Genomic DNA, 25,091 nt, shown 5'->3' on the forward strand with positions numbered 1-25,091 from the left:
CATCAAGTATGAGCTTTATTCACTTACGTACAGCAAGTGCCTATTCATTTAAATATGGCACTACTCAACCACGTGATCTTGTTGCGCGCGCATCTGAATTTGAGATGCCGGCTTTGGCACTGACAGATCGCGATGGCCTAGCTGGCGCAATTCGTTTTACTAAAGCGTGTGTAGCTCATGGCATCGCACCGATTATTGGAATCAATCTGCCGATTGCAATTGGCGATACATCGGGTGTCTTGCCGCGCATCACAATCTTGGCGCATGGCGATGGGGGATGGCGCAGCTTGGTGCGCTTGATGACCGGCATACATATGAATACCGATAGCCGAAAGCCGGTACTCACACCCGAGCTCCTGGAAAAATTTAGCCAGTACACATCTCAGCTGCATCTGCTTCACGGCCCGGAATCACCAGTATCGCAGGCGATTGCCACCCATCGCTTTGATAGCGCCCTTGATATCTTTAATCAGACCCGCGATCTCTTTGCCGACCATGCCATCGAATGCGTCTCGCACTTGGTGGCCGGTAATGGACCGCGCTCTACCGTGCATGCAGCACGCAGTCTTATCTTTGCTCGCGATAACGATATTGATGCGGTGATTACCAACGCTGTGCGGATGCGTGATCGCGCTGATGGTCCGGTTGCTGATGTCTTAGATTGCGCTCGCCAATTAGTGCCGCTGCATCCACGCAATGTTGAACGTCGAAATGCGGAAGCGTATTTAAAGAGCAGCGATGAAATGATTGCACTCGCTGCTGAAATCGCACGAGCAGCAGGTGAGCGCACGCCGCGTTTACTACTTAAAACAACGCGTCAGTGGGCCGAACGCGCAGTCTTATCACCGCATCGCGATATTGGATTAGGTGCTATTCATCTACCGGAAGCCCATGTTGTCGGCGCCGATTCACCTGCTGCCATGCGCACACTTTTGCGCACTCGTGCTGAAGCTGGAATCAATTGGCGTTATAACGATGGCGCCACCATTGCAAAGGCGCGGGCACGTCTTGATGATGAATTGGCAACAGTTGCAACGCTGGGATATGAGTCTTACTTTCTTACCGTTGCCGATATCACCGATATGGCGCGCGCTGCTGATATTCGTGTTGCAGCACGTGGCAGCGGTGCGGGCTCATTGATCTGTCACCTACTTGGAATCTCTGGCGTTGATCCGATGCAACACGGGCTACTTATGGAACGCTTTTGTTCACCGCTTCGCCGGGCGCTACCTGATATTGATATCGATGTTGAATCTGCAAGACGCCTTGAAATCTATGAGATGGTCTTTAAGCGTTATGGTGCCCAAGATTGGAGCAAGCCCGGCGCTCTTTCGCGGTGTGCCACAGTTGCCATGGTCGATACCTATCGCGCGCGTCATGCAATTCGTGATGCGGGGGCGGCGCTGGGCATGCCCGCGATGGAGATTGATTTATTGGCAAAGTCAATGCCACATATTCGAGCCGGCAATATTGATGCCGCGCTGAACTCGCTACCTGAGTTAAAGAATATGAATACATCGGCGCCTTTAACTCGGGCAACGATTGCTCTCGCTGCTCGCCTTGATGGCCTGCCACGACATCTTGCCATGCATCCATGCGCCATGGTCTTATCTGATGCAGCTTTCCTTGACCGGGCACCGATACAACTCAACGCTGGTGGCTTTCCGATGGTGGAATTTGATAAAGATGATGTGGAAGATATTGGTTTACTTAAGCTCGATATCTTGGGCGTGCGGATGCAATCAGCTATTGCACATGCGGTGCATGAAATTAAGCGAATTGAAGATACTGAAATTGATATCGATGCCGTGTCACTTGATGATGCTTATACCTATAACCTGATTCAATCAACGCGCACGCTCGGTATCTTTCAAGTAGAGAGTCCTGGCCAGCGCGAACTTGTGGGCAAGTTAGAGCCGCGCACATTTAGCGATCTGATTATCGATATCTCACTCTTTCGACCAGGGCCAGTCAAAAGTGACATGATCCGCCCATTTCTTGAGGCCAGACATGGCTTTACTCCAGCGCGAATCATTCATCCTGATTTGCTTCCCATACTCTCTGAAACTGAAGGCGTTGTTGTCTTTCACGAACAAGTCATTTCAATTATCTCGGTCATGACTGGTATCTCACTTGCCGCAGCTGATGAGAAACGTAGAGCGCTCGGGGACAGAGGCGGTCAGCAAGAAGTTTGCGATTGGTTCTTTCCTGCTGCAACCCAGCGCGGTTATGAGTTACAGGTGGTTACTGAAATCTGGGAAGTATTGCGCGCATTTGCATCCTTTGGTTTCTGTAAGGCACATGCGGCTGCCTTTGCCCTGCCTACCTATCAATCAGCCTGGCTTAAGACGCATCACCCAGCTGCATTTATGGCTGGGGTTTTAACGCATGACCCCGGTATGTATCCCAAGCGACTCATGCTCGATGAAGTGCGCCAACTGGGTGTGGGTATTGCACCGCTTGATATCAATAAATCAGCTGCTGATTATCACGTGGAGCGCACTCTCGATGGTGATGCAATCCGGATAGCTTTCGCCACCGTTGCTGGAATTTCTGCAAAAGAAATTGCATCCATTATTAGCGGGCAGCCCTATATTGATCTCGCCGACTTTTATCGCAGATCTGGCGCCTCAACTCCGGTGATTGAAAACCTTATTCTTACTGGAGCTTTTGATTCAGTGCACAGCAATCAACGCGATCTGCTGCTTCACTTTAGCGATCTTCAGAAATCTCCCGTGGCCCACCTTCCCGGCGCACAGCTCACCTTTGGTTTTGCAGCACCTGCACTGGAAAGTAGCGGTCTGGCACCTATGAATGCAGCCGAGAAAGTTCGTAGTGAGATCAAGCATCTGGGAATGGATGTCACCGAACATATGCTTAGCTTTTATGCACCATTTCTTAATGCAATTGGGGCGGTAAAATCATCAGATTTACTTTCCTTGCGTTCAAAGTCCGAGGTACTTGTGGCTGGCGTGAAAGTTGCTTTGCAAACTCCGCCGGTGCGCTCTGGTCGCCGCGTTATCTTTCTTACCTTAGATGATGGCTATGGATGTAGTGATTCCACCTTCTTTCCTGATGCCCAAGTCGATCATGCATCTACCTTGTATTCGACATCGCTGCTTTTGGTGCGAGGGCAAACTCGGCGCACAGGTGCACGTGGCATATCAATACGGGCAACAGCGGTGTGGGACTTAAGCCTGGCCTACGAAAAATGGCGCGTGCATAGAGATAGTGTGGCGATATGAGTGAAGAGCTGGTGCAAGCAACAATCTTGCATGTAGATATGGATGCGTTCTATGCATCTGTGGCCGAGCTCGATAACCCGCAATATAAAGGTAAGGCCCTTGTTGTTGGCGCTGGCGTGCGCGGCGTAGTTCTTTCGGCAAATTATGAAGCGCGTAAATTCGGTATTCGCGCTGCTATGCCGGTGGGACGAGCAAAACGCATGGCGCCCCATGCCATCTTTATCGCACCAGAGCATCATCGCTATGCCGAAATTTCAGAGCGAGTGATGGCGATATTTAACTCCTTCACACCCCTTGTGGAACCCATCTCACTTGATGAAGCATTTCTTGATGTGACAGGGTCCCAGAAACTATTTGGTGATGGACGCGAAATTGCCGCCAAGATTCGGGCGCAGGTAGAGCAGGAAGAGGGAATTACCTGTTCGGTGGGAATTGCGCAATCTAAATTTATTGCAAAGTTAGCATCCCAGCACTGCAAACCTAATGGCATGCTAGAAATCAAATCAGATCGAATCTTGGAGTTTTTACATCCACTTCCGGTGCGGGCGCTATGGGGAGTGGGGCCTAAGACAGCTGAATCACTAGATCGACTTGGGCTACATACTGTTGCTGATATCGCTAAGACTCCGCGGTCAACACTGGTGCGCGCACTAGGAGATGCAACAGGTGAATCACTCTATGAACTTGCCTGGGGTCGTGATTATCGAAATGTGATTCCAGATGAGCCAGAGAAAAGTATTGGCAATGAAGAAACATTTGCTCGAGATATTGATAGCCCGGAAGAGATATTGGCGGAGTTCTTGCGTATGGCAGAGAAGGCAACGGCGCGCCTGCGAGAACGAGGGTTATTTGCAAAGACTGTGACGATGAAGATTAAGTTTGCAGATTTCACAACCCTGAGCCGGGCAAAAACACTTCCGATCGGAATCGATGGCACACACGAGACCTATGAAATTGTGAAGAAGTTATATCTAGCCCTTAACAATGAAGGTGCACGTATTCGCCTAGTTGGGGTCTCACTGGGTAATTTGCTTGAGGAGGCACCGGTGCAGCTAGAACTTGGAGCGCGCGAGCGCGGGTGGCGCGATGCCGATACCGCTATCGATAAGGCGAAAGCCCGTTTTGGTGGGGGCAGCGTGCGCCCCGGACGGCTGATTACGGGGGATTCTGGCGATAGTGAGGCATAAGTAGCGCAAGAAAAAGAAGTGTTCTACAGTGTGTATATGTCTTTATCTGATCGCGAGCGCCGCTTACTGGCCGAGATGGAAGCTGCCCTGGCTACCGATGATCCAGGGCTAGAGTCAAAGTTGGCTGGCTCCACCATGACTGCTACCAAGCCGCGGCTGCTGCTCGCACTTGCCCTGGTCGTACTAGGCATTGGCGTCATATTTGCTGCCCTGATCTCGAAGACCACCCCAGTGGGAGTAGTGGGCTTTCTTATCTCCCTGACCGGAGTCCTTACCCTTATCCGCTCTATTGGCGCCGTGACCAAGAGCGCTCCACGCACCAAATCATCACGTAAATCTCTCTCCAAGCGATTTGATGATCGATGGGACCAGCGAGATATCTAAGTAAGTAAGCCCGCACCTGCCCTGGCCTCACGGTCGGGGCTTTTTTACGCCCTTTTTCAGCTCACCTCGCTGGGGGAGGGGGAGGGAAAATAATGGCAGAAAGTGGTGATAAAAGGAGGAAAGTGGTGTAAAATGGGGAATTAAGCGGGAATTTCACGCTTACGCCACTTGGGGAAGGGGTTCGATAGCGATGTTTCTCGGTACTCACGAACCACGCCTTGATGAAAAGGGCCGCCTGTTCCTTCCCGCCAAATTCCGGGAAGAGCTCTCTTCCGGCCTTGTTATTACTAAGGGACAAGAGCGATGCCTCTACGTATTTCCGGCAACTGAATTCGCAACTATTACCGAGACTTTGCGTCAAGCACCTGTTACGGCAAAGAGCGCTCGCGATTACCAGCGCGTGATGTTTGCCGGCGCCCACGATGAAATTCCTGATCGCCAAGGTCGCGTGACTATCCCACAAGGACTTCGCACCTATGCCGGTCTTGAAAAAGAGTGCGTAGTAATTGGCGCAAATACCCGCGTTGAAATTTGGGATAGCGCTGCTTGGAATGAATATCTCGCTGATCGCGAAAAGAGTTTTGCTGATGTTTCTGAAGAAGTTTTTCCGGGACTTTTTTAAAACATCAGCAAAAAACATTTATAACTGAATAAGAAGTTAAAAACTAAATAGAGCGCTCATTTGTGGCCACCGCCGACCTCTCCATACCAGTTGGGCCGGCAGCGACGTCCCTTCCCCGGCGTCGCTATCGCAATAGATCCGTCGGCCGGCGGTGACCAGAGCTGAGCGCTTAGTAAGTAAGACAAAGGATGGGAATGGGGGAGAAGATGCAACACATATCTGTGATGCGCGATCGTTGCGTTGATCTTCTTGCCCCTGCAATTGAAAAATCAGAGAACCCTGTTGTTATCGATGCAACTCTTGGCTTAGGTGGACACACCGAAGCGCTCCTTCAGAGATTTGAAAACCTCACAGTTATTGGCATTGACCGCGATGAAATTGCACTGAGCCGAGCGAAAGAAAGACTTAGCCCATATGCAGATCGATTAAAGACTGCCCATTGCGTCTTTGATCAGATTTCTTCTGTCGCGAAAAGCTTTGGCTATAACCACATCAACGGCGCCCTCTTTGATCTAGGGGTTTCCTCGATTCAACTTGATGAGTCAGAACGTGGTTTTTCATACTCACAAGATGCACCTCTTGATATGCGCATGGATCGCAGCCAAGGAATTACCGCATCTGAAATTGTTAATACCTATGAACCAGGCAAATTAGTTCATATTCTTCGCGCCTACGGGGAAGAGAAGTTTGCCACCCGCATCGTTGAAAACATTGTCAAAGCCCGCACCAAAGCGCCGATAAATTCAACGACTGAGCTTGCCACCCTAGTAAAAGAGAGTATTCCTGCTGCCACCAGGCGCACAGGTGGAAATCCAGCAAAGCGAACCTTTCAAGCGCTACGTATTGAGGCAAATGACGAACTCGGTGCAATTTCGCGCGCTCTTCCCGATGCCCTTGATTTATTAATGGTCGGCGGACGCCTAGTTGTGATGTCTTTCCAATCGTTGGAAGATCGCATCGTAAAAGAGATTTTTGCCGAAGCATCAACATCTAAGAGCCCGCGCAATCTTCCGATAGAACTTCCGGAATACGCGGCCAAATTCTCACTCGTTTTTCGTTCAAGTCAGACTCCGTCGGAGGAAGAACTAGCAAGCAATCCACGTTCTGCCTCAGTTCGCCTTCGCGCAATAGAACGGGTGGCTGCGTAATGTCACTTGCCACTGCCCGCGCGCTATTGCCTTCGCGCACACCAGCTAAGAATCGCAAACCAGTGGGGGAGCGAACTGCCGATGTCATTCTTGGGCTATTTCCTGATGTGAATAGCGGAGCACGCGCTACTCAGAAATACTTTGCTAAGTTCCTGACAATTGTCAGCTTAGTTGGATTTCTCGCGCTTCTTGGAATCAATACTTTGCTAGCGCAGGATGCCTTCACACTCTCGAATCTCAAAAATGAAGCTAAGCAGTTGGCGGATCAACGAGATGCGATTAATCGCGCCATCGATTCACATGCGGCGCCAGAAAATCTTGCTGCTGCTGCCACTCTGCTTGGGATGCGTCCATCTGAGACACCGGTATTCCTAGATCTCACTCCTGCGACGGGAGTAACCAATGGGTAATCTACGCCTGGCGCATTCCCGGATTGCCATCCTTGTTACTGTCATCTTTGGTGTACTTATCCTCTTTGCCTGCCAACTCGTTCGCGTGCAAGTAATTCAAGCCAGCGCATATCAAGCTAAAGCAGCGAATGAGATGCAGTCCACGAGAGTCATACCGGCTCCTCGTGGTGAAATCACCGATGTCAATGGAATTGGTTTTGCGCGCAGCGTCTCTGCCATCAACATTGTGGTTGACCAAACTCAGATTACAGACCCGGCCCGGGTCGCAGCTTTTGTGGCACCGATTTTAAATTTACCGGCAGAAGATATTCAAAGCAGTATCACCGGAACTCGAAAGTACTCAATTGTTCTTAAGAATGCCCGCCCAGCGCTCTGGGATCGACTCACAGAAGAGCTTTATAACTACAACAAAACACTGGCAAGTAAAGAACTTGAGAATCGAATCATTGGTTTCTTTCCAGAGCGGGTATTCATTCGCGAATATCCATCTGGTTCCCTGGTCTCATCACTAATCGGTTTTGTGCGCGCCGATGGCATTGGTGCATCAGGTCTGGAATCAGGGCAGAACTCAGTGATTACTGGTACTGATGGTCGTTACTCTTATGCACGTGGATACGGAGCTGAAATTCCAGGTTCGCAGCGCGAGTTAGTTGCGGCTAAATCAGGAACTAATGTTCGTCTCACAATTGATCGTGATGTTCAGTGGGTTGCAGCGGAGGCAATTGCGACAGCGGTAAAGGATTCGGCAGCATCGAATGGAACCGTGATCGTAATGGATCCAAAAACTGGTGAAATCGTTGCCCATGCAACAGCACCTACCTTTAACCCAAATGATACAAAAAATGTCGAACTCTCATTGATGCGAAATCCATCAGTACAAGATGTGTATGAGCCAGGTTCCACTGGCAAAGTAATGACGATGGCAGCAGCGCTGGAAGAGAAGACAGTTTCGCCTACGACAGTCTTTACTGTCCCATACATGCTTAAACGTGGTGGTGAGGCATTTCATGACCATGAAAAACATCCCATTCAGCATCTGACTACTTCCGGAATTCTTGCCGTCTCTAGCAACACTGGAACTATTCAGGTGGGCGAAACTCTCAGCCACGATACCTTGTATAGCTACTTGCGAAAGTTTGGAATTGGCTCAAAGACCGGTTCTGGACTTCCGGGTGAATCAGCTGGCCTCTTACGTCCCGTCTCGGATTGGTCTAGAACAACAGCTCCCACATTTGCTTTCGGCCAAGGATATTCCCTCACAGCGATGCAGGCGACAAGTGTCTTTGCCACCATTGCAAATAATGGAGTTCGTGTTTCTCCCACAGTGATTGCCGGAACAAGTGATGCATCAGGACATTTCACGCCAGCTGCCAATAGAAGTTCCACACGAGTGATAAGTGAGGACACGGCGGTAAAGCTACGAATCATGATGGAGAGCGTTGTTTCGGCCAAAGGTACGGCGCCGAGTGCGGCAATTCCTGGTTATCGAGTGGCTGGTAAGACAGGAACAGCAAACCGATACGACCCTAACACTGGTCGCTACAGCGGTTACACCGCATCCTTTATTGGATTCGCACCAGCAGATGCTCCTCGTTATGTCATCAGTGTTACTTTGCAGGATCCCAAGAATGGCCACTGGGGTGGATCACTTGGTGGACCAGTATTTAAGAAGGTAATGACTTTCGCATTGCAATCAGAAAATGTTGCACCCACTGGAACCAAAGTCCTACCGGTAGCGCTGACTAAATCAGAGCTGGCACGAGCTCGCGTCACACAGATTGTGACGAAAACCCAATGATTCGCCCGCTTACAAATTTCTCCCTCAACCTATCTGAGGTGGCGCAACTTGTAAGCGCTGAAAATATTGAGGCAATCAAGAAATTAGCTGCAGGTATTGAAATCACAGGAGTAGTGCACTCTGATTCTGAAGTTGAAGCTGGAGATATCTTCGTAGCAATTCCAGGAACAAAGGTGCATGGGGCAAGCTTCATCGCAGCAGCTGTTGCTCGGGGAGCAGTTGCAGTTGTTACTGATTTAGCTGGCGCAGCCCTCACAACCGCCCTACCTACCTTGGTAGTAAAAGATGTTCGCAGTGCTGGCGCCATGATTGCCTCATCACTCTATAAAGATCCCACTCGGGACTTAGCCACTATCGGCATCACCGGTACCAACGGCAAGACCATGGTATCTACCTTGCTCTATCAACTCTTTGCAGGTGCGGGGCGTGACACAGGACTAATTGGCACTATCGAAACCAGGATTGGAGCTGAGGTACTCAAAAGTGTGAGAACCACGCCAGAAGCACCTGAATTGCAATCACTGGCTGCGGTGATGCGCGAGCGACATATGCGACATCTAGTAATGGAAGTTTCAAGCCACGCGGTATCCATGAATCGTGTGAAAGCTTCCCACTTTGCAATTGTTGGTTTTACCAACCTCTCGCAAGACCATCTTGATTATCACAAAGATATGGAATCCTATTTCAAGGTTAAGGCAAAGCTATTTACTTATGAGTATGCCGATCTTGGTTTTATCAATATTGATAATGAGTACGGTGCAAGACTGGCTGCGCAGTGTGAAATCCCAGTTGCCACACTTTCGCGCAGCAATAGCGCAGCCCAGTGGCACTTTACTGCGATTCACACCATTGCATCAGGTGCGGAGATCAGTATCAGAGGTAACGGCGGAATTCTGATTGAGAGTAAAACTTCCTTACTCGGTGGCTATAACTTAGATAATCTACTGATGGCAGTTGCCATCGCACACGAGTCCGGAATAGATCCCGTTGAAATCGCTTCCCTTATTCCCTCGCTTACCGGAGCCCCCGGCAGAGTGGAACCTATTTCACTAGGACAGAATTTCACCGCCCTGGTGGATTATGCGCATTCACCTGATGCCGTTGAGAAAGTACTTGCAGCAGCGCGCGAGTTCACAACTGGGAAAGTGATTGCGGTATTAGGTTGTGGTGGAGATCGAGATGCCTCTAAGCGTCCCCTTATGGGCCAGGCACTTGTAAGCGGTAGTGATATCGCAATCTTTACTAGCGATAATCCACGAAGTGAGAGCCTGGCAGAGATTTTGCGCCAGATGACAGCGAAGGTGGATATAAATGAACCATCAAAGATTATTGAAGATCGCCTCGATGCAATTTCCTATGCGGTAAGCCAAGCACACGCTGGAGATACAGTCTTGATTCTGGGCAAAGGCCACGAAAAGGGACAGGAAATATCTGGAGTCATTACACCCTTTGATGATCGGCTCACATTGGCCAAGGCGATTGAGGCGAAAAAATGATTCCTCTGCAAGCGATGAAAATCGCGGAAATTGTCGGTGGCACACTCCATGGTGATGATGTCATAGTCACTCAGGCACCTGTCATCAATTCTAGGCAAGCAGTTGCTGGTTCCATTTTTCTTGCAATCAAGGGCGAGAATGTGGACGGTCATGATTTCGTCGAAGATGCAAGCACTCACGGTGCAGTGCTCACGCTAGGAAGCAAGGCAGTGGCTGGTCCGCACATAATTGTTGATGACGTCATTGTCGCAGTCGGAAAATTGGCTCACTATGTTCGCGAGCAATTGCCAAACCTGACAGTTATTGCAATTACTGGCTCACAAGGAAAAACAACGACAAAGGAGTTACTGGCTTCAGTACTTTCTAATGTGGCTCAGACAGTTTCCCCTTCTGGAAATTTCAATAATGACTTAGGAATGCCAATCTCATTGTTAGCGTGCACAGAACAGACTCGTTACTGTGTTGTGGAGATGGGTGCACGTCACGAAGGTGATATTGCGAAGTTAGCTGCCATTGCTGCGCCCAATATTGGCGTGGTGCTCAAAGTTGGCTCTGCCCATAAAGGTGAATTTGGATCAACGGAAGCGATTGCGCGAACTAAGTCCGAGTTAATTTCTGCACTAGCGCCTAGCGCCGTCGCCATCCTTGGGACATATGATGACTTTACCCCGAAGATGGCCGCGCTTCACAGTGGAAAGAGTTCACTCTTTGGTGAGACAAGTAGCTGCGATATCCGCGCGAAGGATATTGAATTTCGTGAAGGTCGCGCTCACTTTGATTTAGTTACTCCTGAGGGAAGAACCGCCGTTGGACTTCGCATCGTTGGCTTGCATCAAGTTGCCAACGCACTTGCTGTTGCAGCTGTTGCCACCGAACTCGGACTCTCACTTGATCAGATTGCCAGTGGGTTATCAACTGCAGAATCTGGTGCCAAATGGCGGATGGAAATTATTGAACTTCCACAACTGCTTCTGATTAATGATGCATACAACGCCAGTCCGGAGTCGATGGTTGCAGCTCTTGGCACGTTAGCTCTCTTTGCGCAAGAACGTGGGGGAGAGTCGTGGGCATTCTTGGGAAAGATGCACGAACTCGGCGAGTCATCCCAATCCGACCATGCCGCTATTGGGACCCTTGCTTCTGAGCTTGGAATTGACCATCTTGTTTGTGTCAATGCACCGGAGTATGCGAGCTCAGCAGAAAATGGATCCCTCACAACAATCCATTTATGTGCGAGCAAAGATGAGGCGAGTGCAATTGCGCGCAACATCAACGAAGGTGATGTGGTCTTAGTGAAGGCGTCTCGTTCCGAGAAACTTGAAGAGTTAGCGCAAATGATTTCGGTGCAATGGAGTGAAAGGATGGTCCCAGAGTGAAACTCATTTTGGTTGCTGGTGCCCTCGCACTCTTTTTCTCTTTATTCGGTACACCTGTACTGATCAAAGTACTTGCCCGACGCGGATATGGGCAAATCATCAGAGACGACGGTCCTACTACACACCATACAAAACGTGGCACCCCCACTATGGGCGGCATCATCATTATTTTCTCCGCTCTCATTTCATATTTATTTGCCCACCTAGTGCTCGGAAGCACTATCTCGGTCTCCGCCGTTCTTATTCTCGGTCTGGTCGTAGCACTTGGTCTCGTTGGTTTTCTCGATGACTACATGAAAGTCTCGAGACAGAATTCAGCTGGAATATCAGGTAGGGCGAAGATTTTTGGCCAAGTATTTTTCGCTTCCATTTTTGGATATCTCGGAACACACTTTCCTGATAAGGATGGCCTGACTCCCGTCTCACTTAATCTCTCAACCCTGCGCGATACCAGCATTTCGCTTGGTCCAATTCTGGTTGTGGTCTGGATTGCATTTATGGTGACCGCTACAAGTAACGGAGTTAATCTCACCGATGGCCTTGACGGTCTTGCTAGCGGAGCATCTGTCATGACTTTCCTTGCTTTCATACTTATCGGTGTGTGGGAGTTTGGACAAAGCTGTGCGGTAGCGTTGACAGCTAATTGTTACAACGTTCGAGATCCACTTGACCTCGCAGTTCTTGCTGCCGCATTTGCAGGTGCATGCACCGGATTCCTTTGGTGGAATGCATCGCCGGCAAAGATCTTTATGGGCGATACCGGCTCGCTAGCACTCGGTGGAGCGTTGGCCGGCATGGCTGCCTCACTACGTGTAGAACTTCTCTTAATCCCGCTCGGCGGAATCTTTGTCATCATCACGCTTTCGGTTGCATTGCAAGTTATCTACTTCAAAGCAACTGGTGGCAAACGCCTATTTAAGATGGCTCCTCTGCAGCACCATTTCGAATTGCTGGGTTGGGGCGAAGTCACAATAGTGCTGCGATTCTGGATCATTGCTGGACTCAGTGTGGCGCTCGGACTTGGACTCTTTTATACCCAGTGGGTTGCTGGATAAATACCAGGTAGCTATGCCACAGAATTTATATCTTGAATTATCCGATAAACGCATCCTGGTAGCTGGGGCAGGCGTCACTGGTATTGCCGCCGCGCGTGCACTTATCAAGCGTGGAGCAAAGGTAACGATTACTGATGAGAAAGTGCTGGAACTAGATGGCTTTGAATTGCTTCCGCCACTTAGTGTAAAAATTTCAGAATTCGATTTACTTCTTCTCTCACCAGGATGGCGTGAAGATCATCCACTAGTCGTTTCTGCTAGAAGGCACGAAGTTCCAATAATTAATGAGATTGACCTCGCCTGGAGCCTTAAAAGTCCTGCCCAAAAATGGATTGGCCTGACCGGAACAAATGGAAAGACTTCAACGGTAGAACTCACGGCACACATGATCCGCGTCGGGGGAGCCTCTGCTCTCGCTTGTGGAAATGTAGGAACAACAGTGATTGAAGCTGTTGAATCCCCAGAAAAGTATGAGTTTCTCATTCTCGAACTTTCATCCTTCCAACTTCATTGGCTAGAAGATGCTCATTTTGTCTCAGTTGCAATCCTTAATATCGCTGAAGATCACGTTGATTGGCATGGAAGTTTTGATGCCTACGCCGCAGATAAGTTTTCAATTTTAGAAAAGAGCAATACCGCAATTCTTAATGCTGATGATGGGCGCGTAGTCACAAATGCCGCTCACTGGCAGGGAAGAAAAGTATTTTTCTCACTTGATACGCCAGCACCAGGTGAAATCGGTATCGTGGAAGAACTTCTTGTCGATCGCGCATTTGTGGCCGATGCCCAAGAGGCTGCCATGTTCTGTGAACTCGCTGAAGTAATACCAACCGTTCCGCACAACGTATCTAATGCCCTCGCGGCTGCAGGGCTGGCAAGAACTGCTGGGATAGATCACGCGAAGATTCGCGTGGCGATTACCACATTTAGGCCCGGACGACATCGCATTGAAACAGTTCTAGAAAAAGATCACATAACCTGGATTAATGATTCAAAGGCTACGAATCCGCATGCCGCAGCTGCATCAATCATGTCAGCGCTCTCCGTGATTTGGGTTGCTGGTGGGTTAGCTAAAGGTGCAGCTATGGGAGAACTAATCGAGCGAGTAAAAAGTAGGGTGCGTTTTGCCATTCTTATCGGCGCCGATCGTGAATTGATTGCATCAGAGCTGCGTTTGCGCGCCCCGCAGATTGAAATCATCATGATTGATGCACCTGCTAACTATCAGATTGGTGCAACTGATAACTCTCTTATGGAGTCGGTAGTCAGAAGCGCGCGCGAAAAGGGGCTGCCAGGGGACACGGTTCTACTTGCACCTGCCTGCGCGTCCATGGATCAATTTCTCTCTTACGCCGATCGTGGAGATAGATTTACCCAAGCAGTAAAGAAGGTAGTTGAAAATGGCAATTAAGACCCGAGAGACTTTCCTAGCAAAGCCCGTCAATCATCTTTATATGTTATTAGTCAGCGCCGGCGCCCTTAGTTTCTTAGGGCTAGTGATGGTTTTTTCAGCTTCATCGATTCACGCACTTGATACGCGCGGAACCGCGCTAGCTATCGTTTTACGACAATTTCTATTCTTGTTATTGGCCCTTCCATTGGCAGCCTTTCTCGCAAAAATGAGCGGTAAAAAATGGGATGCAATCGGTAAATTGGGATTTATTATTTCGATTCTAGTCCTCATGATTCTGCTGATTCCTGGTGTGGGTAAGACGGTTAATGGAAATACAAACTGGATTAATTTCAAATACTTTGATGTTCAGCCAAGTGAATTTGCAAAATTCTTTATGATTTTATGGGCAAGCCATCAACTCGCTCGCCGAGAAGTAAGTGGCAAGTTTGATACCCACGTTCTTAAGTTAATTGCTCCCGCCTTCTGCTTCATTCTTTTTTTAGTGATGTTAGGTAGGGACTTGGGAACCGCCTCAGTGATTGCGGTGATTTTGGCTGGATTACTCTTTGTCTCAGGAATTAGATTGCGGGTCTTTGGAACGCTCTGTGCAGCAGGTGCACTGATATTTGCAGGGCTCGTAGTGACATCGACCTATCGCATGCAGAGATTCTTAGTCTTTCTCGACCCATTTGCACCTGAAGATTACAAAGACCTCGGGTGGCAGCCGGCCCACAGTCTGCTTGGCTTAGCAAGTGGCGGACTCTTTGGTGTGGGCCTTGGTGGCAGCCGTCAAAAATGGGGAAATCTCCCCGAAGCACATACAGATTTCATCTTCTCGGTAATAGGTGAAGAACTTGGACTTGTTGGAACGCTAGGCGTTCTCATACTGATTGCAACCTTGATTTATTCAATCTTTAGAATCGGCTTACGTGCACAAGATCCTATGACCAGATATGCATGTGCCGGAATCGGTGTCTGGATCGCAGTGCAATCTTTTCTCAATATTGGTTCGGCAACGAGCGTTCTGCCTGTCGTTGGAGTTACGCTGCCGTTAGTCTCCTACGGAGGTTCGGCGCTCGTTGCAACGATTGCCGCTTTGGGCTTTGTGGCTGGCGCGGCCCTGCGTGATCCTGAAGTTCGAAAAGAAATTGTAAAGAAGCGCCAGAAGTGAATCGAATTCTCTTCGCCGGGGGAGGCACCGCAGGACATATAGAACCAGCTCTGGCCACCGCTCGTCAGTGGAGATCAACTCATCCCCACGATCGCATTGATTTCCTGGGAACCTCGAGTGGACTTGAGACAAGAATTATTCCGGAGGCAGGATTTAACCTGCTGCTCATCACCAAAGTGCGCATTGCTCGTTCACCTTCGCCTTCATTACTTATTGCTCCATTTACCTTGATTAAATCTATTGCGCAGTGCCTGACCCATCTGCGCGGTGTTGATCTCCTGGTTGGATTTGGTGGCTATGTTTCTGGACCTGCATATATTGCGGCTGCGCTCAGGCGCGTTCCGATTGTTATTCATGAAGCAAATGCCAAGCCAGGTATCGCTAATCGCTTAGGTGTCCTTTTTACCAAGAATACTGCGCTTTCTTACCCTGTCTCGACTGGTTCGCTTGCGCATTCACTCATTGTGGGTCTGCCTCTGAAAGAAAATATTGCGCTGGCATTTTCTCGCGCTGAAAAAAATTGGGCTGGTGCGCGCGCAGCAGCTAAGTCGGAACTCGGCTTTAGTACGCAGCAGCCCCTGATATTTGTCTTTGGGGGTTCCCAAGGCTCCATGGCAATCAATAATGTAATCACTGAGTGCAGAGGCGAGTTGGCAGTGCGAGGATTTCAAATCTTGCATGGTGCTGGCGGCTCGGCTGAGCTCATCTCATCGGATGAGAAATACCAGGTTCAACCGTACATTTCAGATATGGCAACAGCATATTTAGCAGCTGACCTCATTATTTCTAGAAGTGGCGCTGTGACTTGTGCCGAGGTCAGCACCTTAGGAAAATTTGCGCTCTTTATTCCCCTTCCTGTTGGTAACGGTGAACAGAGCCTCAATGCCGCAGAGTTGGTAAGTGACTCGAGAGCCGAGATATGTGAGCAGCGAGAATTCACATCTATCTGGCTTAGCGCAAATATCGACCGACTTCTGGAAAAAAGTTCCCAACGCCCAGCCAGCGGATCAGATAAAGATATGCAGGCAGCTGCAAAGATTGCATCACTGATGGAATTTGTACTCTCGGGCGGAAAATAGATGCACTCCCTACACGGTAAGAAGATTCACTTCATCGGAATCGGTGGTTCTGGCATGAGTGGGCTGGCACGGATTGCCCTCTCCGATGGAATTACGGTAAGTGGTTCAGATTCAAAAGATTCCACCGTACTCAGCGCCCTTGTTGCTTTGGGTGCCACCGTGTATTCACAGCATGCAGCTGAAAATGTTGTGGGAGCTGATGTTGTTATCTATTCAACCGCTATCTCATCTACCAACCCAGAAATGTCATATGCAGTGGAGCGATCCATTCCAATCCTTACCCGTGCGCAAGCACTGGCTCAATTAATGGTTGGCACAAAGAGCATCGCAGTCGCCGGCACGCACGGAAAAACCACGACCTCGTCGATGTTGACCGTTGCCTTGCAGGCTTGTGGAAGCGATCCATCATTTGCGATTGGTGGCACCCTGATGGCATCGGGTGCTAATGCACATAGAGGCACGGGTCAATATTTTGTGGCCGAAGCAGATGAATCTGATGGCTCATTTATTGAATACAGACCACTATCGGCAATTGTTACCAATATTGAACACGATCACGTTGACTTCTTTCATACCCCACAAGAGGTAACAGCTGCTTTTGCCAACTTTGCGGCAACCATTTCAGCCGAAGGATTTCTTATCTACTGCGCCGACGATGAGGGGTCTCGGAAGCTAGGCGTACAATCACACCCATTCACCACTGTCTCTTATGGCGAATATGAGGGCGCCGACCTTCGCCTTGATCAGATCGCACTTCTACCCATGGGCTCCAGCGCTCGAGTTATTTGGCATGGTCGCACGGTGGGAACGCTAGAGCTGCAAGTACCAGGCCATCACAATGTGCTAAATGCCGCTGCATGTATTGCAATGGGGCTAAGTCTGGGCGAGCCCATTCACCAACTGCTAGCTGGCCTGCATAGTTTCCGTGGCGCCGGTCGCCGCTTTGAACTTAAAGCTACCGAACACGGAATCCGGATTATTGATGATTACGGCCATCATCCGACTGAAATATCTGTGACCTTAGATGCGGCACGCAGATATGCAGGAGATGGACGCGTCCTGGTCATCTTCCAGCCACATCGCTATTCACGCACCCAGGCTTTCTTGAATGAATTCGCAACCTCACTAGATAAGGCTGATGATGTCACGTTGCTAGAAATCTACGCCGCGAGTGAGAAACCAATCCCTGGAATTTCGGCAGAACTCATTGCCGAAAAGATGCAACATGGACACTTTATTCCGAATTTTGCACTTGCCGCAGAGCGCATGATCGAATTAGCCAAACCTGGAGATGTGATCATCACCCTGGGTGCTGGAGATGTTAATTCACTCGCCCCCATCATTGCTGAAGGGCTGAACAAGCGCTTTGCCTAAAATTAATCGACTCACCCTTATCACTGGAACGCTTCTGTTGATTTTTGTTGGTCTCATCTATCTATTTGCATGGTCTCCAATATTTACCGCCAAGAGCATTGTGATATCTGGTGCGCCAACAGTTGAGTCAAAGAAGTTAGTGCTCACGACATCTGGCATTCTTGTTGGAGAGAAGATGGCGCGCATCGAACCGCGATCAGTTGCCCAACGTTTGAGTTCGTTGACATGGATTCAAGACGTTCAGGTCTCGCGGAACTGGATTAGTGGCGATGTGGGAATCACGGTCGAGCCTCGAAAACCTAGTGCGTATTTTGCTGGCAAAACTATCGATTCCACGGGGACGATATTTCTTCTCCCTGGATTTAACGGAGCAGATCTGCCCTATGTGGCCGCCGCAACTCCAGCCCTTGGAGTCGATGCCATCGCCCTCTTTAGCTCCCTTCCACCGTCATTTCAAGGCAAGATAATTTCGCTATCCGCACGCAATGAATCCAACTTCTCCATGCGCCTTGCTTATCAAGGCAGAGAGTTGGTGGTGAAGTGGGGCGCCAGCGAGAAAAGTGCCTTGAAAGTTCAAGTATTTAACGCTCTTATGAAACTTCCGGAGAATAAGAATCTTCGCAGAGTAGATCTCTCGGCTGCACATGCACCCATTGTTAAATAGCGATGAGTGATCAATCTTTTTTACATTGATTTCTTCTTACAATCTATCAACGTGTAGTTGAGAAAATAGTTCGTGGCGGTCTTTGATTACTACTACCTAACGCCATACCTTCAGCGCAAAGATAAAGAGAAGAAATGTAAGTCTCAAGTCGAGGTTTACAGTTCGCAAGGGGGACTCACGTGGCTGCACCACAAAATTACTTAGCTGTCATCAAAGTTGTCGGTATCGGTGGCGGCGGAGTAAATGCAATTAACCGAATGATTGATGTCGGTTTAAAAGGCGTTGAGTTCATTGCCATTAATACAGATGCACAACATTTATTAATGAGTGATGCCGATGTGAAATTAGATATTGGTCGCACATCAACAAAGGGTTTGGGAGCAGGAGCTGCGCCAGAAAAGGGTCGTCAAGCTGCAATCGATCACATAGAAGAGATTGAAGAAATTCTTCGCGGAGCAGACATGGTCTTTGTTACTGCTGGTGAAGGTGGTGGCACAGGAACTGGTGGTGCACCCATCGTTGCAAAAATCGCACGAGATCTCGGAGCGCTCACAATCGGTGTTGTCACGAAACCATTCTCGTTCGAAGGAAAGATTCGCTCTCGTCAAGCTGATGAAGGAATCGAATTACTTCGCGAACAAGTAGATACTCTTATTGTCATTCCAAATGATCGACTCCTTGCAATCTCTGATCGTTCAATTACGGCAGTAGATGCATTTAAGAGTGCAGATCAAGTTCTGCTCTCTGGTGTTCAAGGAATTACAGAGATCATCACACAGCCGGGTCTGATTAACCTCGATTTTGCAGATGTTAAGACTGTAATGACTGATGCCGGATCTGCTCTGATGGGAATCGGTTCTGCGCGTGGTGAAAACCGGGCAACGCGCGCGGCTGAGTTAGCAATCTCGAGTCCACTCCTTGAAGCATCTATCGATGGAGCGATGGGAGTTCTTCTCTCTGTTGCAGGTGGCTCTGACCTTGGCCTCTTTGAAATTAACGAAGCGTGTGAATTGGTACAGAGCGCAGCACATCCAGAGGCGCGCATTATCTTCGGTACAACTATTGATGATGCCCTCGGTGATGAAGTACGCATTACCGTTATTGCAGCTGGTTTTGCTAGCGGGGAACCAACAAAAGTTCAGATGCCGGTAATTAACGCATCGACTTTGGGTGGGGTGGCTGACCCCATTCCTTCCAACGATCCGCTTTCAGTAGCACTTGATCTCGACTCATCTGGACCACGTAAGCGCGTGACTTTTGAAGAGTTGATTGCTGAAGATGAAATAGATGTACCAGATTTTATGAAGTAGGCCAGGGGCTCATCGCCATGAAATCGGCACTATGAATTACCGCTTTACCAATCGCACCGGAGGCGCAAGCACCGGTGCTTTTGCATCTGCAAATCTGGGTTTTCATGTGGGGGATAACCCAGAGCAGGTAGCGCAAAATCGGGCACAGCTTTTCGAAGAGTTTGGCCCGGTAGCTTTTATGACACAAGTGCATGGCGATCGAGTAGCGGTCGTTGAAGATCTCAGCGATGTGGATCCCACAGCCGATGCCCTTGTTACTGGAATTCTGGGAATAGCATTGGCGGTGCAAGTAGCAGATTGTATTCCGCTCTTACTCATCGCTTCGCAATCAGTTGCGGCAGTACATGTTGGAAGAAAGGGACTCGTGAACGGAGTGACCTTACGCGCACTAGAAGTAATGCGAGATATGGGAGCTAGCGATATCCGAGCAGTAGCAGGACCTGCAATCTGCGGTGTGTGTTATGAAGTCTCAGCAGAAATCTTTACCGAGGTGACCGCACTCCACCCTGCGGCCGCATCCAAAAGTGTGCGAGGTAACCTCGCCCTTGATTTACCATCGGCACTTGTCAAGGTACTAGAGGGCCAGAACATCGAAGTTGAAATTGTGGGTGGTTGCACGGTAGAAAATAGTGAGCTCTTCTCATATCGGCGCGATGGAGTCACTGGGCGCCAGGCTGGGTTGGTCTGGCTATGAACCGCCGCGATGAGATTGCTCAGAATCTATTGGCTGTTCAGGGGAAAATTACCGTTCCCGACATCACTCTTATCGCTGTAACAAAGACTTATCCGGTAAGTGATGTCCAGATTTTGCATGAGCTAGGCATTAGAAATTTTGGTGAGAATCGAAACGAAGAAGGGCTGGAAAAAGCCGCACAAGTAGAGGGCCGGTGGCATTTCCAAGGAGAAATCCAAAGTCGCAAACTACGCGATATAGCGCGGTGGGCAGATGTCATTCATTCACTCGATGATGCAGCTCACGCCACAAAGCTAAATTCTGTGACAGAGAAAGAGATCGATATTTTTTTGCAGCTCTCACTCGATGGCGACCCTACACGCGGGGGAGTAAGGGATTCAGAGCTTGCCGCTCTTGGTGCACATCTGCAAATTTTGCCGAATTTGAATCTGGTCGGTGTGATGTGTGTACTGCCACTTGGTATCGAAGCGCGGATCGGCTTCACCGAAGTCGCTAAAATCCATCGCGATTTTCAAGGTGAATTTCCTGCCGCGAAATCTCTATCTGCGGGAATGTCAGGCGACTTTGAAGTAGCCATCGATTGTGGTGCGACACATATTCGAGTGGGTAGCCAAATCCTCGGGATGCGCCCTCCCCACGGGTAACCTAATCACATGTCAGCACTCAATAAAATGATGGGCTTCCTCGGCCTCGTCGATACCGACCAAGAGACCGCAATCGCAGAAGCTCCTTCACGTCCTGCCGCCCCACGTGCACAACGCGAACGCACTGGCGTCACAGTTCTTGGTTCTCATAGCGCTTCCAATACAGCAAGTCAGCCTGCAATGCTGGAAGAGTCAGCTGCTCATTACAACATTGTTACTCTGCAACCACGTTCTTATTCAGAGGCCCGCAAAGTGGGCGAGTACTACCGTGAAGGTAACCCAGTCATCATCAACTTAGATGACATGGAAGAGAGTGAACGTAAGCGCCTTGTTGATTTTTCCAGTGGTCTTGTATTTGGCCTGAATGGTCGAATCGAGCGTATTAGCCTAAAAGTTTTCTTGCTCTCACCTGCAAATGTAAATGTGAGTAACGAAGATAAGACAGCTGCGCAAGCAAGCTTCTTCAACCAGAGCTGAGGTAGTTCTTCATGATTACCTCATTACTACTGCAAGTAATCGGTCTATTTAAATTTGCGCTCTTTGCCCGAATCATTATTGATTACGTAAGAATGTTTAAGCGTGACTGGCGCCCCTCGCCCTTCATCTCATCCATATTTGAAGTAATTTATTCGATCACAGATCCACCCATGAAGTTTGTCCAGCGCTTCGTACCTCCACTGCGCGTTGGTGGAGTAGCACTTGATCTTTCTTTCATCGTGATTTTAATTGCTTTGAGTCTGCTGCAGCGAGTAATTCTGATAGTTCTGTAAATTTTCGCTACGACTATTTAGCTTTACTCAGCTCCACATTCACACCGAGTTCACTCTCAATAGTTGAAATACCTGAATCTTCAGTCATAGAGAGCGCGAGAACTTCATCTGAGATGTGTGCGATATTGGAATTAATTGTCGCAACTAATTGTGCAGGTGCGTTCCACCTGACGTGAATACGATCAGAGATTTCAAATCCGTCACTCTTTCTGCGTTCTTGAATGAGGCGAATCACTTCGCGCACGTGCCCGGCAGAAATGAGTTCGGGGCTAAGAGCAAGGTCTAGCGCAACGCTCTCCCCATCGTGGCTAGCCACCATCCAACCGCTTTTTGGGACTTCGGTAATTACCAAGTCATCTAAACCGAGCGTGAACTGGCCAACCTCTGCTGATCCTGCACTTCTTAATTTCTTCACTAGTGCGGTGGCATCAGTTGTGCCAATAAGTTTGGCGACATCCTGAACTGCTTTTCCATATTTAGCACCCAATGATTTGAAGTTTGCCTTCACCGAAATATCTACCAGATCCCCATCAGCATCGGCGATATCTTCCAGGTCGATGACATTTAGTTCATCAGAGATTTGCTCTTTCATATCTGCCGGTAGCTGGGCCCAGCCTTGGGCTGAGATCAAAGCGCGTTGGAGGGGCTGGCGAATCTTGATTCCAGATTCGGCGCGAGCTGAGCGGCCCAGTTCCACAACGCGACGGGTCATTGCCACATGAGCATTGAGTGACAGGTCGATAAGTTTTGCATCGGATGTTGGGAAATTTGTTAGATGGACAGAATCAGATGCCCCAGTATCAGCAACTCGCACGAGCTCTTGCCAGGCATGTTCAGTAATGAAGGGGATCATCGGTGCTAAGAGTTGGGTTAAGGTCACCAAGCATTCATGCAGAGTCGCAAGCGCTGCCACATCACCATCCCAGAAACGTCGACGTGATCTGCGCACATACCAATTGGATAGATCATCGATAAAACGGGCTAAGACTTTGCCGGCTGCCTGTGAATCAAAGTCGTTATACGCTGAGTCAACCTCAGCTACCAAAGCGTTTAGTTCACTGATAATCCAACGATCCATTAGCGATCGATCTTTTAAGACCGGGCTCTGGGAAAGTTCGAAATCAGATGCCTCGGCATAGAGAGCGTGGAATGAGATTGTGTTCCAGTAGGTAAGTAGGGTCTTTCTGACAACATCAGAGATTGCATCGTGTCCCACGCGGCGGGCAGACCACGGTGAACCAGCTCCCAACATGTACCAACGGACCGCATCTGCGCCATGTTGGTCCATGAGCGAAATTGGCTCCAGCACATTGCCAACATGCTTACTCATCTTGCGACCATCTTTATCAAGAATATGGCCAAGACAGAGAACGCTCTTATATGAACTTTGATCAAAGACCAGTGTTCCAATTGTCATCAGGGTGTAGAACCAGCCACGAGTTTGGTCAATAGCTTCACAGATAAAATCTGCTGGGTAGGCAGCCTTGAATTTCTCGACCGAGCCGGGCTGATGTGGATATCCCCACTGTGCAAAAGGCATCGCACCGGAGTCATACCAACAATCGATGACCTCGGGAACCCGGTTCATGACCAATGTGCATTCACTGCAGGCAAATGAAATGTCATCTACAAAGGGGCGATGTGGATCTAAGTTGCTCAACTCTTGGCCGGCAAGCTCACCTAACTCCTTTAGCGAATCAACGCAGACTTCATGCTTATTTTCACAACGCCAGATCGGCAGCGGAGTTCCCCAATAGCGGTTACGTGAAAGAGCCCAGTCGATATTGTTATTAAGCCAATCGCCATAGCGTCCCGTCTTAATAGTCTCTGGATGCCAATCAGTCTTGGCATTTTCGCGAATTAACTCATCTTTAATGGAAGTCGTGCGGATATACCAAGAAGGCTGGGCGTAATAAATCAGCGCTGTGTGGCAGCGCCAGCAATGTGGGTACTCATGTTCATATGGTTGGTGCTTATAAAGCGCCCCACTTGCTTTGAGTTCCTTTACTAGTGGCTTATCGGCATCCTTAAAGAACATCCCTCCAACTACTGCAACCTCAGGTAAGAAAGTTCCATCTGGTGCAATGGGATTTACTACCGGTAGTCCGTAGGAACGACAAACCAATAAGTCATCGGCACCAAATGCGGGGGATTGATGCACCAGACCAGTGCCATCTTCAGTTGTGACATAGGTAGCTAGAACAACAAAGTGAGAATCTGGAATATCAACATAGGTAAATGGACGGGTATAGGAGGTGCGCTCTAGCTGGGCGCCCTTGATTGTCTTGAGAATATCGTGTTCACCTGCAACGACAGAGAGCAGTGGCTCGGCAACTACCAATACTTCACTGACATCATCAACGGTTGCTTTGACTACAACGTAATCAACATCTGGGTGCACGGCAATCGCCGTATTTGATACCAAGGTCCAGGGCGTAGTTGTCCAGACAAGTAGTGATGCTTTTAGATCAGCAAGTTCGCCCGATGTGATGGGAAAGCGCACATAGACAGATGGATCAACAACAGTCTCGTATCCTTGCGAGAGCTCGTGATCAGAAAGCCCAGTTCCACAACGTGGGCAGTAAGGTGCGACTCGATGGTCTTGAACAAGGAGGCCCTTCTTCCAAATCTCTTTCAGGCTCCACCACACAGATTCAACATATTCAGGTGCCATCGTCCAATATGCTTCATCGAAATCAACCCAGAAACCCATTCGCTCGGTCATCTGCGTAAATGCATCCACATGTCGGGTTACTGATTCACGACACTTATCGTTAAACGGTGCAATCCCGTACTTCTCGATGTCGCCTTTGCCTGCGAAGCCAAGTTCCTTCTCCACTGCAATTTCTACCGGCAGGCCATGACAATCCCAGCCTGCTTTTCGGGTGACGTACTTTCCCTTCATTGTTTGATAACGAGGAAATACATCTTTAAATACTCGAGCTTCAATGTGATGTGTTCCGGGCATTCCGTTTGCCGTCGGTGGACCTTCATAAAAAGTCCATGGCGCTTTTCCCTCGCGAGATTGGGTGCTCTTCTCGAAGATTTCGTTATCGCGCCAGAATTTCAGGATTGAGTGCTCCATTGTTGGCAGATCAATCTGGGCGCCGATAGCGCGAAATGGTGATGACATAAAAAATCCCCCAAGAAGTAAAGAACTCTTGGAGGGACGAACTGCAGGCAGTTCGCGGTACCACCCGCCTTGTACTGACCGCTTGATGCGGTGAGTACCTCTTTGTTAGCTCACATCGACTGGTTCTACCTCACCCTT

21 protein-coding genes are annotated in these 25,091 nt (G+C 49.1%); 20 read left to right on the forward strand and 1 reads right to left on the reverse strand.

All coding sequences use genetic code 11. From position 1 onward, the window contains the following. Positions 1 to 8: 8 nt before the first annotated feature. The 20 genes from AC9UEP_RS00820 to AC9UEP_RS00915 all read left to right on the forward strand — a co-directional run bounded on the left by AC9UEP_RS00820 (position 9) and on the right by AC9UEP_RS00915 (position 21,820). Positions 9 to 3,245, forward strand: coding sequence for a DNA polymerase III subunit alpha (locus AC9UEP_RS00820; RefSeq protein WP_509543127.1), 3,237 nt, complete (start codon positions 9 to 11; stop codon positions 3,243 to 3,245). Beyond that, positions 3,242 to 4,432, forward strand: coding sequence for a DNA polymerase IV (gene dinB, locus AC9UEP_RS00825; protein ID WP_509543129.1), 1,191 nt, complete (start codon positions 3,242 to 3,244; stop codon positions 4,430 to 4,432). The genes AC9UEP_RS00820 and dinB overlap by 4 nt, the downstream gene beginning before the upstream one ends. A 36-nt stretch (positions 4,433 to 4,468) precedes the next feature. After that, on the forward strand, positions 4,469 to 4,816 hold the full coding sequence (locus tag AC9UEP_RS00830; RefSeq protein ID WP_509543131.1) for a DUF3040 domain-containing protein: 348 nt from the start codon (positions 4,469 to 4,471) through the stop codon (positions 4,814 to 4,816). Between the two features lie 190 nt (positions 4,817 to 5,006). Beyond that, the gene (gene mraZ / locus AC9UEP_RS00835; protein WP_509543133.1) at positions 5,007 to 5,438 is read left to right on the forward strand and encodes a division/cell wall cluster transcriptional repressor MraZ; all 432 of its coding nucleotides are present in this window, start codon (positions 5,007 to 5,009) and stop codon (positions 5,436 to 5,438) included. 194 nt (positions 5,439 to 5,632) lie between these two features. After that, on the forward strand, positions 5,633 to 6,586 hold the full coding sequence (gene rsmH, locus AC9UEP_RS00840) for a 16S rRNA (cytosine(1402)-N(4))-methyltransferase RsmH (protein ID WP_509543135.1): 954 nt from the start codon (positions 5,633 to 5,635) through the stop codon (positions 6,584 to 6,586). Further along, complete coding sequence (gene ftsL / locus AC9UEP_RS00845) at positions 6,586 to 6,996, forward strand: cell division protein FtsL (RefSeq protein ID WP_509543137.1); 411 nt, start codon at positions 6,586 to 6,588, stop codon at positions 6,994 to 6,996. Before rsmH ends, ftsL begins: the two co-directional genes overlap by 1 nt. Continuing rightward, on the forward strand, positions 6,989 to 8,794 hold the full coding sequence (locus AC9UEP_RS00850; protein WP_509543139.1) for a peptidoglycan D,D-transpeptidase FtsI family protein: 1,806 nt from the start codon (positions 6,989 to 6,991) through the stop codon (positions 8,792 to 8,794). Before ftsL ends, AC9UEP_RS00850 begins: the two co-directional genes overlap by 8 nt. A 38-nt stretch (positions 8,795 to 8,832) precedes the next feature. Beyond that, positions 8,833 to 10,290: a UDP-N-acetylmuramoyl-L-alanyl-D-glutamate--2,6-diaminopimelate ligase gene (locus AC9UEP_RS00855; RefSeq protein ID WP_509543141.1), complete on the forward strand. Its 1,458-nt coding sequence runs from the start codon at positions 8,833 to 8,835 to the stop codon at positions 10,288 to 10,290. Next, entirely contained in the window at positions 10,287 to 11,666 is a 1,380-nt protein-coding gene (locus AC9UEP_RS00860) for a UDP-N-acetylmuramoyl-tripeptide--D-alanyl-D-alanine ligase (protein WP_509543143.1), read from the forward strand. The genes AC9UEP_RS00855 and AC9UEP_RS00860 overlap by 4 nt, the downstream gene beginning before the upstream one ends. Further along, positions 11,663 to 12,721, forward strand: a complete 1,059-nt coding sequence (mraY, locus tag AC9UEP_RS00865) for a phospho-N-acetylmuramoyl-pentapeptide-transferase (protein ID WP_509543145.1) — start codon at positions 11,663 to 11,665, stop codon at positions 12,719 to 12,721. The genes AC9UEP_RS00860 and mraY overlap by 4 nt, the downstream gene beginning before the upstream one ends. Before the next feature lie 13 nt (positions 12,722 to 12,734). Beyond that, positions 12,735 to 14,132, forward strand: coding sequence for a UDP-N-acetylmuramoyl-L-alanine--D-glutamate ligase (gene murD, locus AC9UEP_RS00870; RefSeq protein WP_509543147.1), 1,398 nt, complete (start codon positions 12,735 to 12,737; stop codon positions 14,130 to 14,132). Next, positions 14,122 to 15,285 (forward strand): putative lipid II flippase FtsW, encoded by a 1,164-nt coding sequence (gene ftsW / locus AC9UEP_RS00875; RefSeq protein WP_509543149.1) that lies wholly within the window; start codon positions 14,122 to 14,124, stop codon positions 15,283 to 15,285. The genes murD and ftsW overlap by 11 nt, the downstream gene beginning before the upstream one ends. Further along, positions 15,282 to 16,364, forward strand: a complete 1,083-nt coding sequence (locus AC9UEP_RS00880; RefSeq protein WP_509543150.1) for a UDP-N-acetylglucosamine--N-acetylmuramyl-(pentapeptide) pyrophosphoryl-undecaprenol N-acetylglucosamine transferase — start codon at positions 15,282 to 15,284, stop codon at positions 16,362 to 16,364. Before ftsW ends, AC9UEP_RS00880 begins: the two co-directional genes overlap by 4 nt. Then, the gene (murC, locus tag AC9UEP_RS00885) at positions 16,365 to 17,738 is read left to right on the forward strand and encodes a UDP-N-acetylmuramate--L-alanine ligase (protein WP_509543152.1); all 1,374 of its coding nucleotides are present in this window, start codon (positions 16,365 to 16,367) and stop codon (positions 17,736 to 17,738) included. Beyond that, positions 17,731 to 18,402, forward strand: coding sequence for a cell division protein FtsQ/DivIB (locus AC9UEP_RS00890; protein ID WP_509543154.1), 672 nt, complete (start codon positions 17,731 to 17,733; stop codon positions 18,400 to 18,402). Before murC ends, AC9UEP_RS00890 begins: the two co-directional genes overlap by 8 nt. 179 nt (positions 18,403 to 18,581) lie before the next feature. Beyond that, on the forward strand, positions 18,582 to 19,712 hold the full coding sequence (ftsZ, locus tag AC9UEP_RS00895; protein WP_509543156.1) for a cell division protein FtsZ: 1,131 nt from the start codon (positions 18,582 to 18,584) through the stop codon (positions 19,710 to 19,712). 31 nt (positions 19,713 to 19,743) lie between these two features. Next, positions 19,744 to 20,406 (forward strand): peptidoglycan editing factor PgeF, encoded by a 663-nt coding sequence (gene pgeF / locus AC9UEP_RS00900; RefSeq protein ID WP_509543158.1) that lies wholly within the window; start codon positions 19,744 to 19,746, stop codon positions 20,404 to 20,406. Then, positions 20,403 to 21,050, forward strand: a complete 648-nt coding sequence (locus AC9UEP_RS00905; protein ID WP_509543160.1) for a YggS family pyridoxal phosphate-dependent enzyme — start codon at positions 20,403 to 20,405, stop codon at positions 21,048 to 21,050. Before pgeF ends, AC9UEP_RS00905 begins: the two co-directional genes overlap by 4 nt. Positions 21,051 to 21,059: 9 nt before the next feature. After that, on the forward strand, positions 21,060 to 21,527 hold the full coding sequence (locus AC9UEP_RS00910) for a cell division protein SepF (protein WP_509543162.1): 468 nt from the start codon (positions 21,060 to 21,062) through the stop codon (positions 21,525 to 21,527). Positions 21,528 to 21,538: 11 nt separating this feature from the next. Further along, positions 21,539 to 21,820 (forward strand): YggT family protein, encoded by a 282-nt coding sequence (locus AC9UEP_RS00915; RefSeq protein WP_509543164.1) that lies wholly within the window; start codon positions 21,539 to 21,541, stop codon positions 21,818 to 21,820. A gap of 13 nt (positions 21,821 to 21,833) precedes the next feature. Here the strand turns inward: AC9UEP_RS00915 and ileS are convergent, their stop codons facing one another. After that, the gene (gene ileS / locus AC9UEP_RS00920; RefSeq protein WP_509543166.1) at positions 21,834 to 24,953 is read right to left on the reverse strand and encodes an isoleucine--tRNA ligase; all 3,120 of its coding nucleotides are present in this window, start codon (positions 24,951 to 24,953) and stop codon (positions 21,834 to 21,836) included. Positions 24,954 to 25,091: the final 138 nt, after the last annotated feature.

It is taken from the genome of Candidatus Planktophila sp., assembly GCF_040402315.1.
Classification (GTDB): domain Bacteria; phylum Actinomycetota; class Actinomycetes; order Nanopelagicales; family Nanopelagicaceae; genus Planktophila.

Coding starts and splice junctions, on each gene's coding strand:
- rsmH (WP_509543135.1), top strand. CDS start 5,633: ATGGGGGAGAAGATGCAACACATATCTGTGATGCGCGATCGTTGCGTT.
- mraZ (WP_509543133.1), top strand. CDS start 5,007: ATGTTTCTCGGTACTCACGAACCACGCCTTGATGAAAAGGGCCGCCTG.
- dinB (WP_509543129.1), top strand. CDS start 3,242: ATGAGTGAAGAGCTGGTGCAAGCAACAATCTTGCATGTAGATATGGAT.
- AC9UEP_RS00905 (WP_509543160.1), top strand. CDS start 20,403: ATGAACCGCCGCGATGAGATTGCTCAGAATCTATTGGCTGTTCAGGGG.
- pgeF (WP_509543158.1), top strand. CDS start 19,744: ATGAATTACCGCTTTACCAATCGCACCGGAGGCGCAAGCACCGGTGCT.
- AC9UEP_RS00820 (WP_509543127.1), top strand. CDS start 9: ATGAGCTTTATTCACTTACGTACAGCAAGTGCCTATTCATTTAAATAT.
- ftsW (WP_509543149.1), top strand. CDS start 14,122: ATGGCAATTAAGACCCGAGAGACTTTCCTAGCAAAGCCCGTCAATCAT.
- AC9UEP_RS00850 (WP_509543139.1), top strand. CDS start 6,989: ATGGGTAATCTACGCCTGGCGCATTCCCGGATTGCCATCCTTGTTACT.
- murD (WP_509543147.1), top strand. CDS start 12,735: ATGCCACAGAATTTATATCTTGAATTATCCGATAAACGCATCCTGGTA.
- AC9UEP_RS00860 (WP_509543143.1), top strand. CDS start 10,287: ATGATTCCTCTGCAAGCGATGAAAATCGCGGAAATTGTCGGTGGCACA.
- ftsL (WP_509543137.1), top strand. CDS start 6,586: ATGTCACTTGCCACTGCCCGCGCGCTATTGCCTTCGCGCACACCAGCT.
- AC9UEP_RS00910 (WP_509543162.1), top strand. CDS start 21,060: ATGTCAGCACTCAATAAAATGATGGGCTTCCTCGGCCTCGTCGATACC.
- AC9UEP_RS00915 (WP_509543164.1), top strand. CDS start 21,539: ATGATTACCTCATTACTACTGCAAGTAATCGGTCTATTTAAATTTGCG.
- AC9UEP_RS00830 (WP_509543131.1), top strand. CDS start 4,469: ATGTCTTTATCTGATCGCGAGCGCCGCTTACTGGCCGAGATGGAAGCT.
- murC (WP_509543152.1), top strand. CDS start 16,365: ATGCACTCCCTACACGGTAAGAAGATTCACTTCATCGGAATCGGTGGT.
- ileS (WP_509543166.1), bottom strand. CDS start 24,953: ATGTCATCACCATTTCGCGCTATCGGCGCCCAGATTGATCTGCCAACA.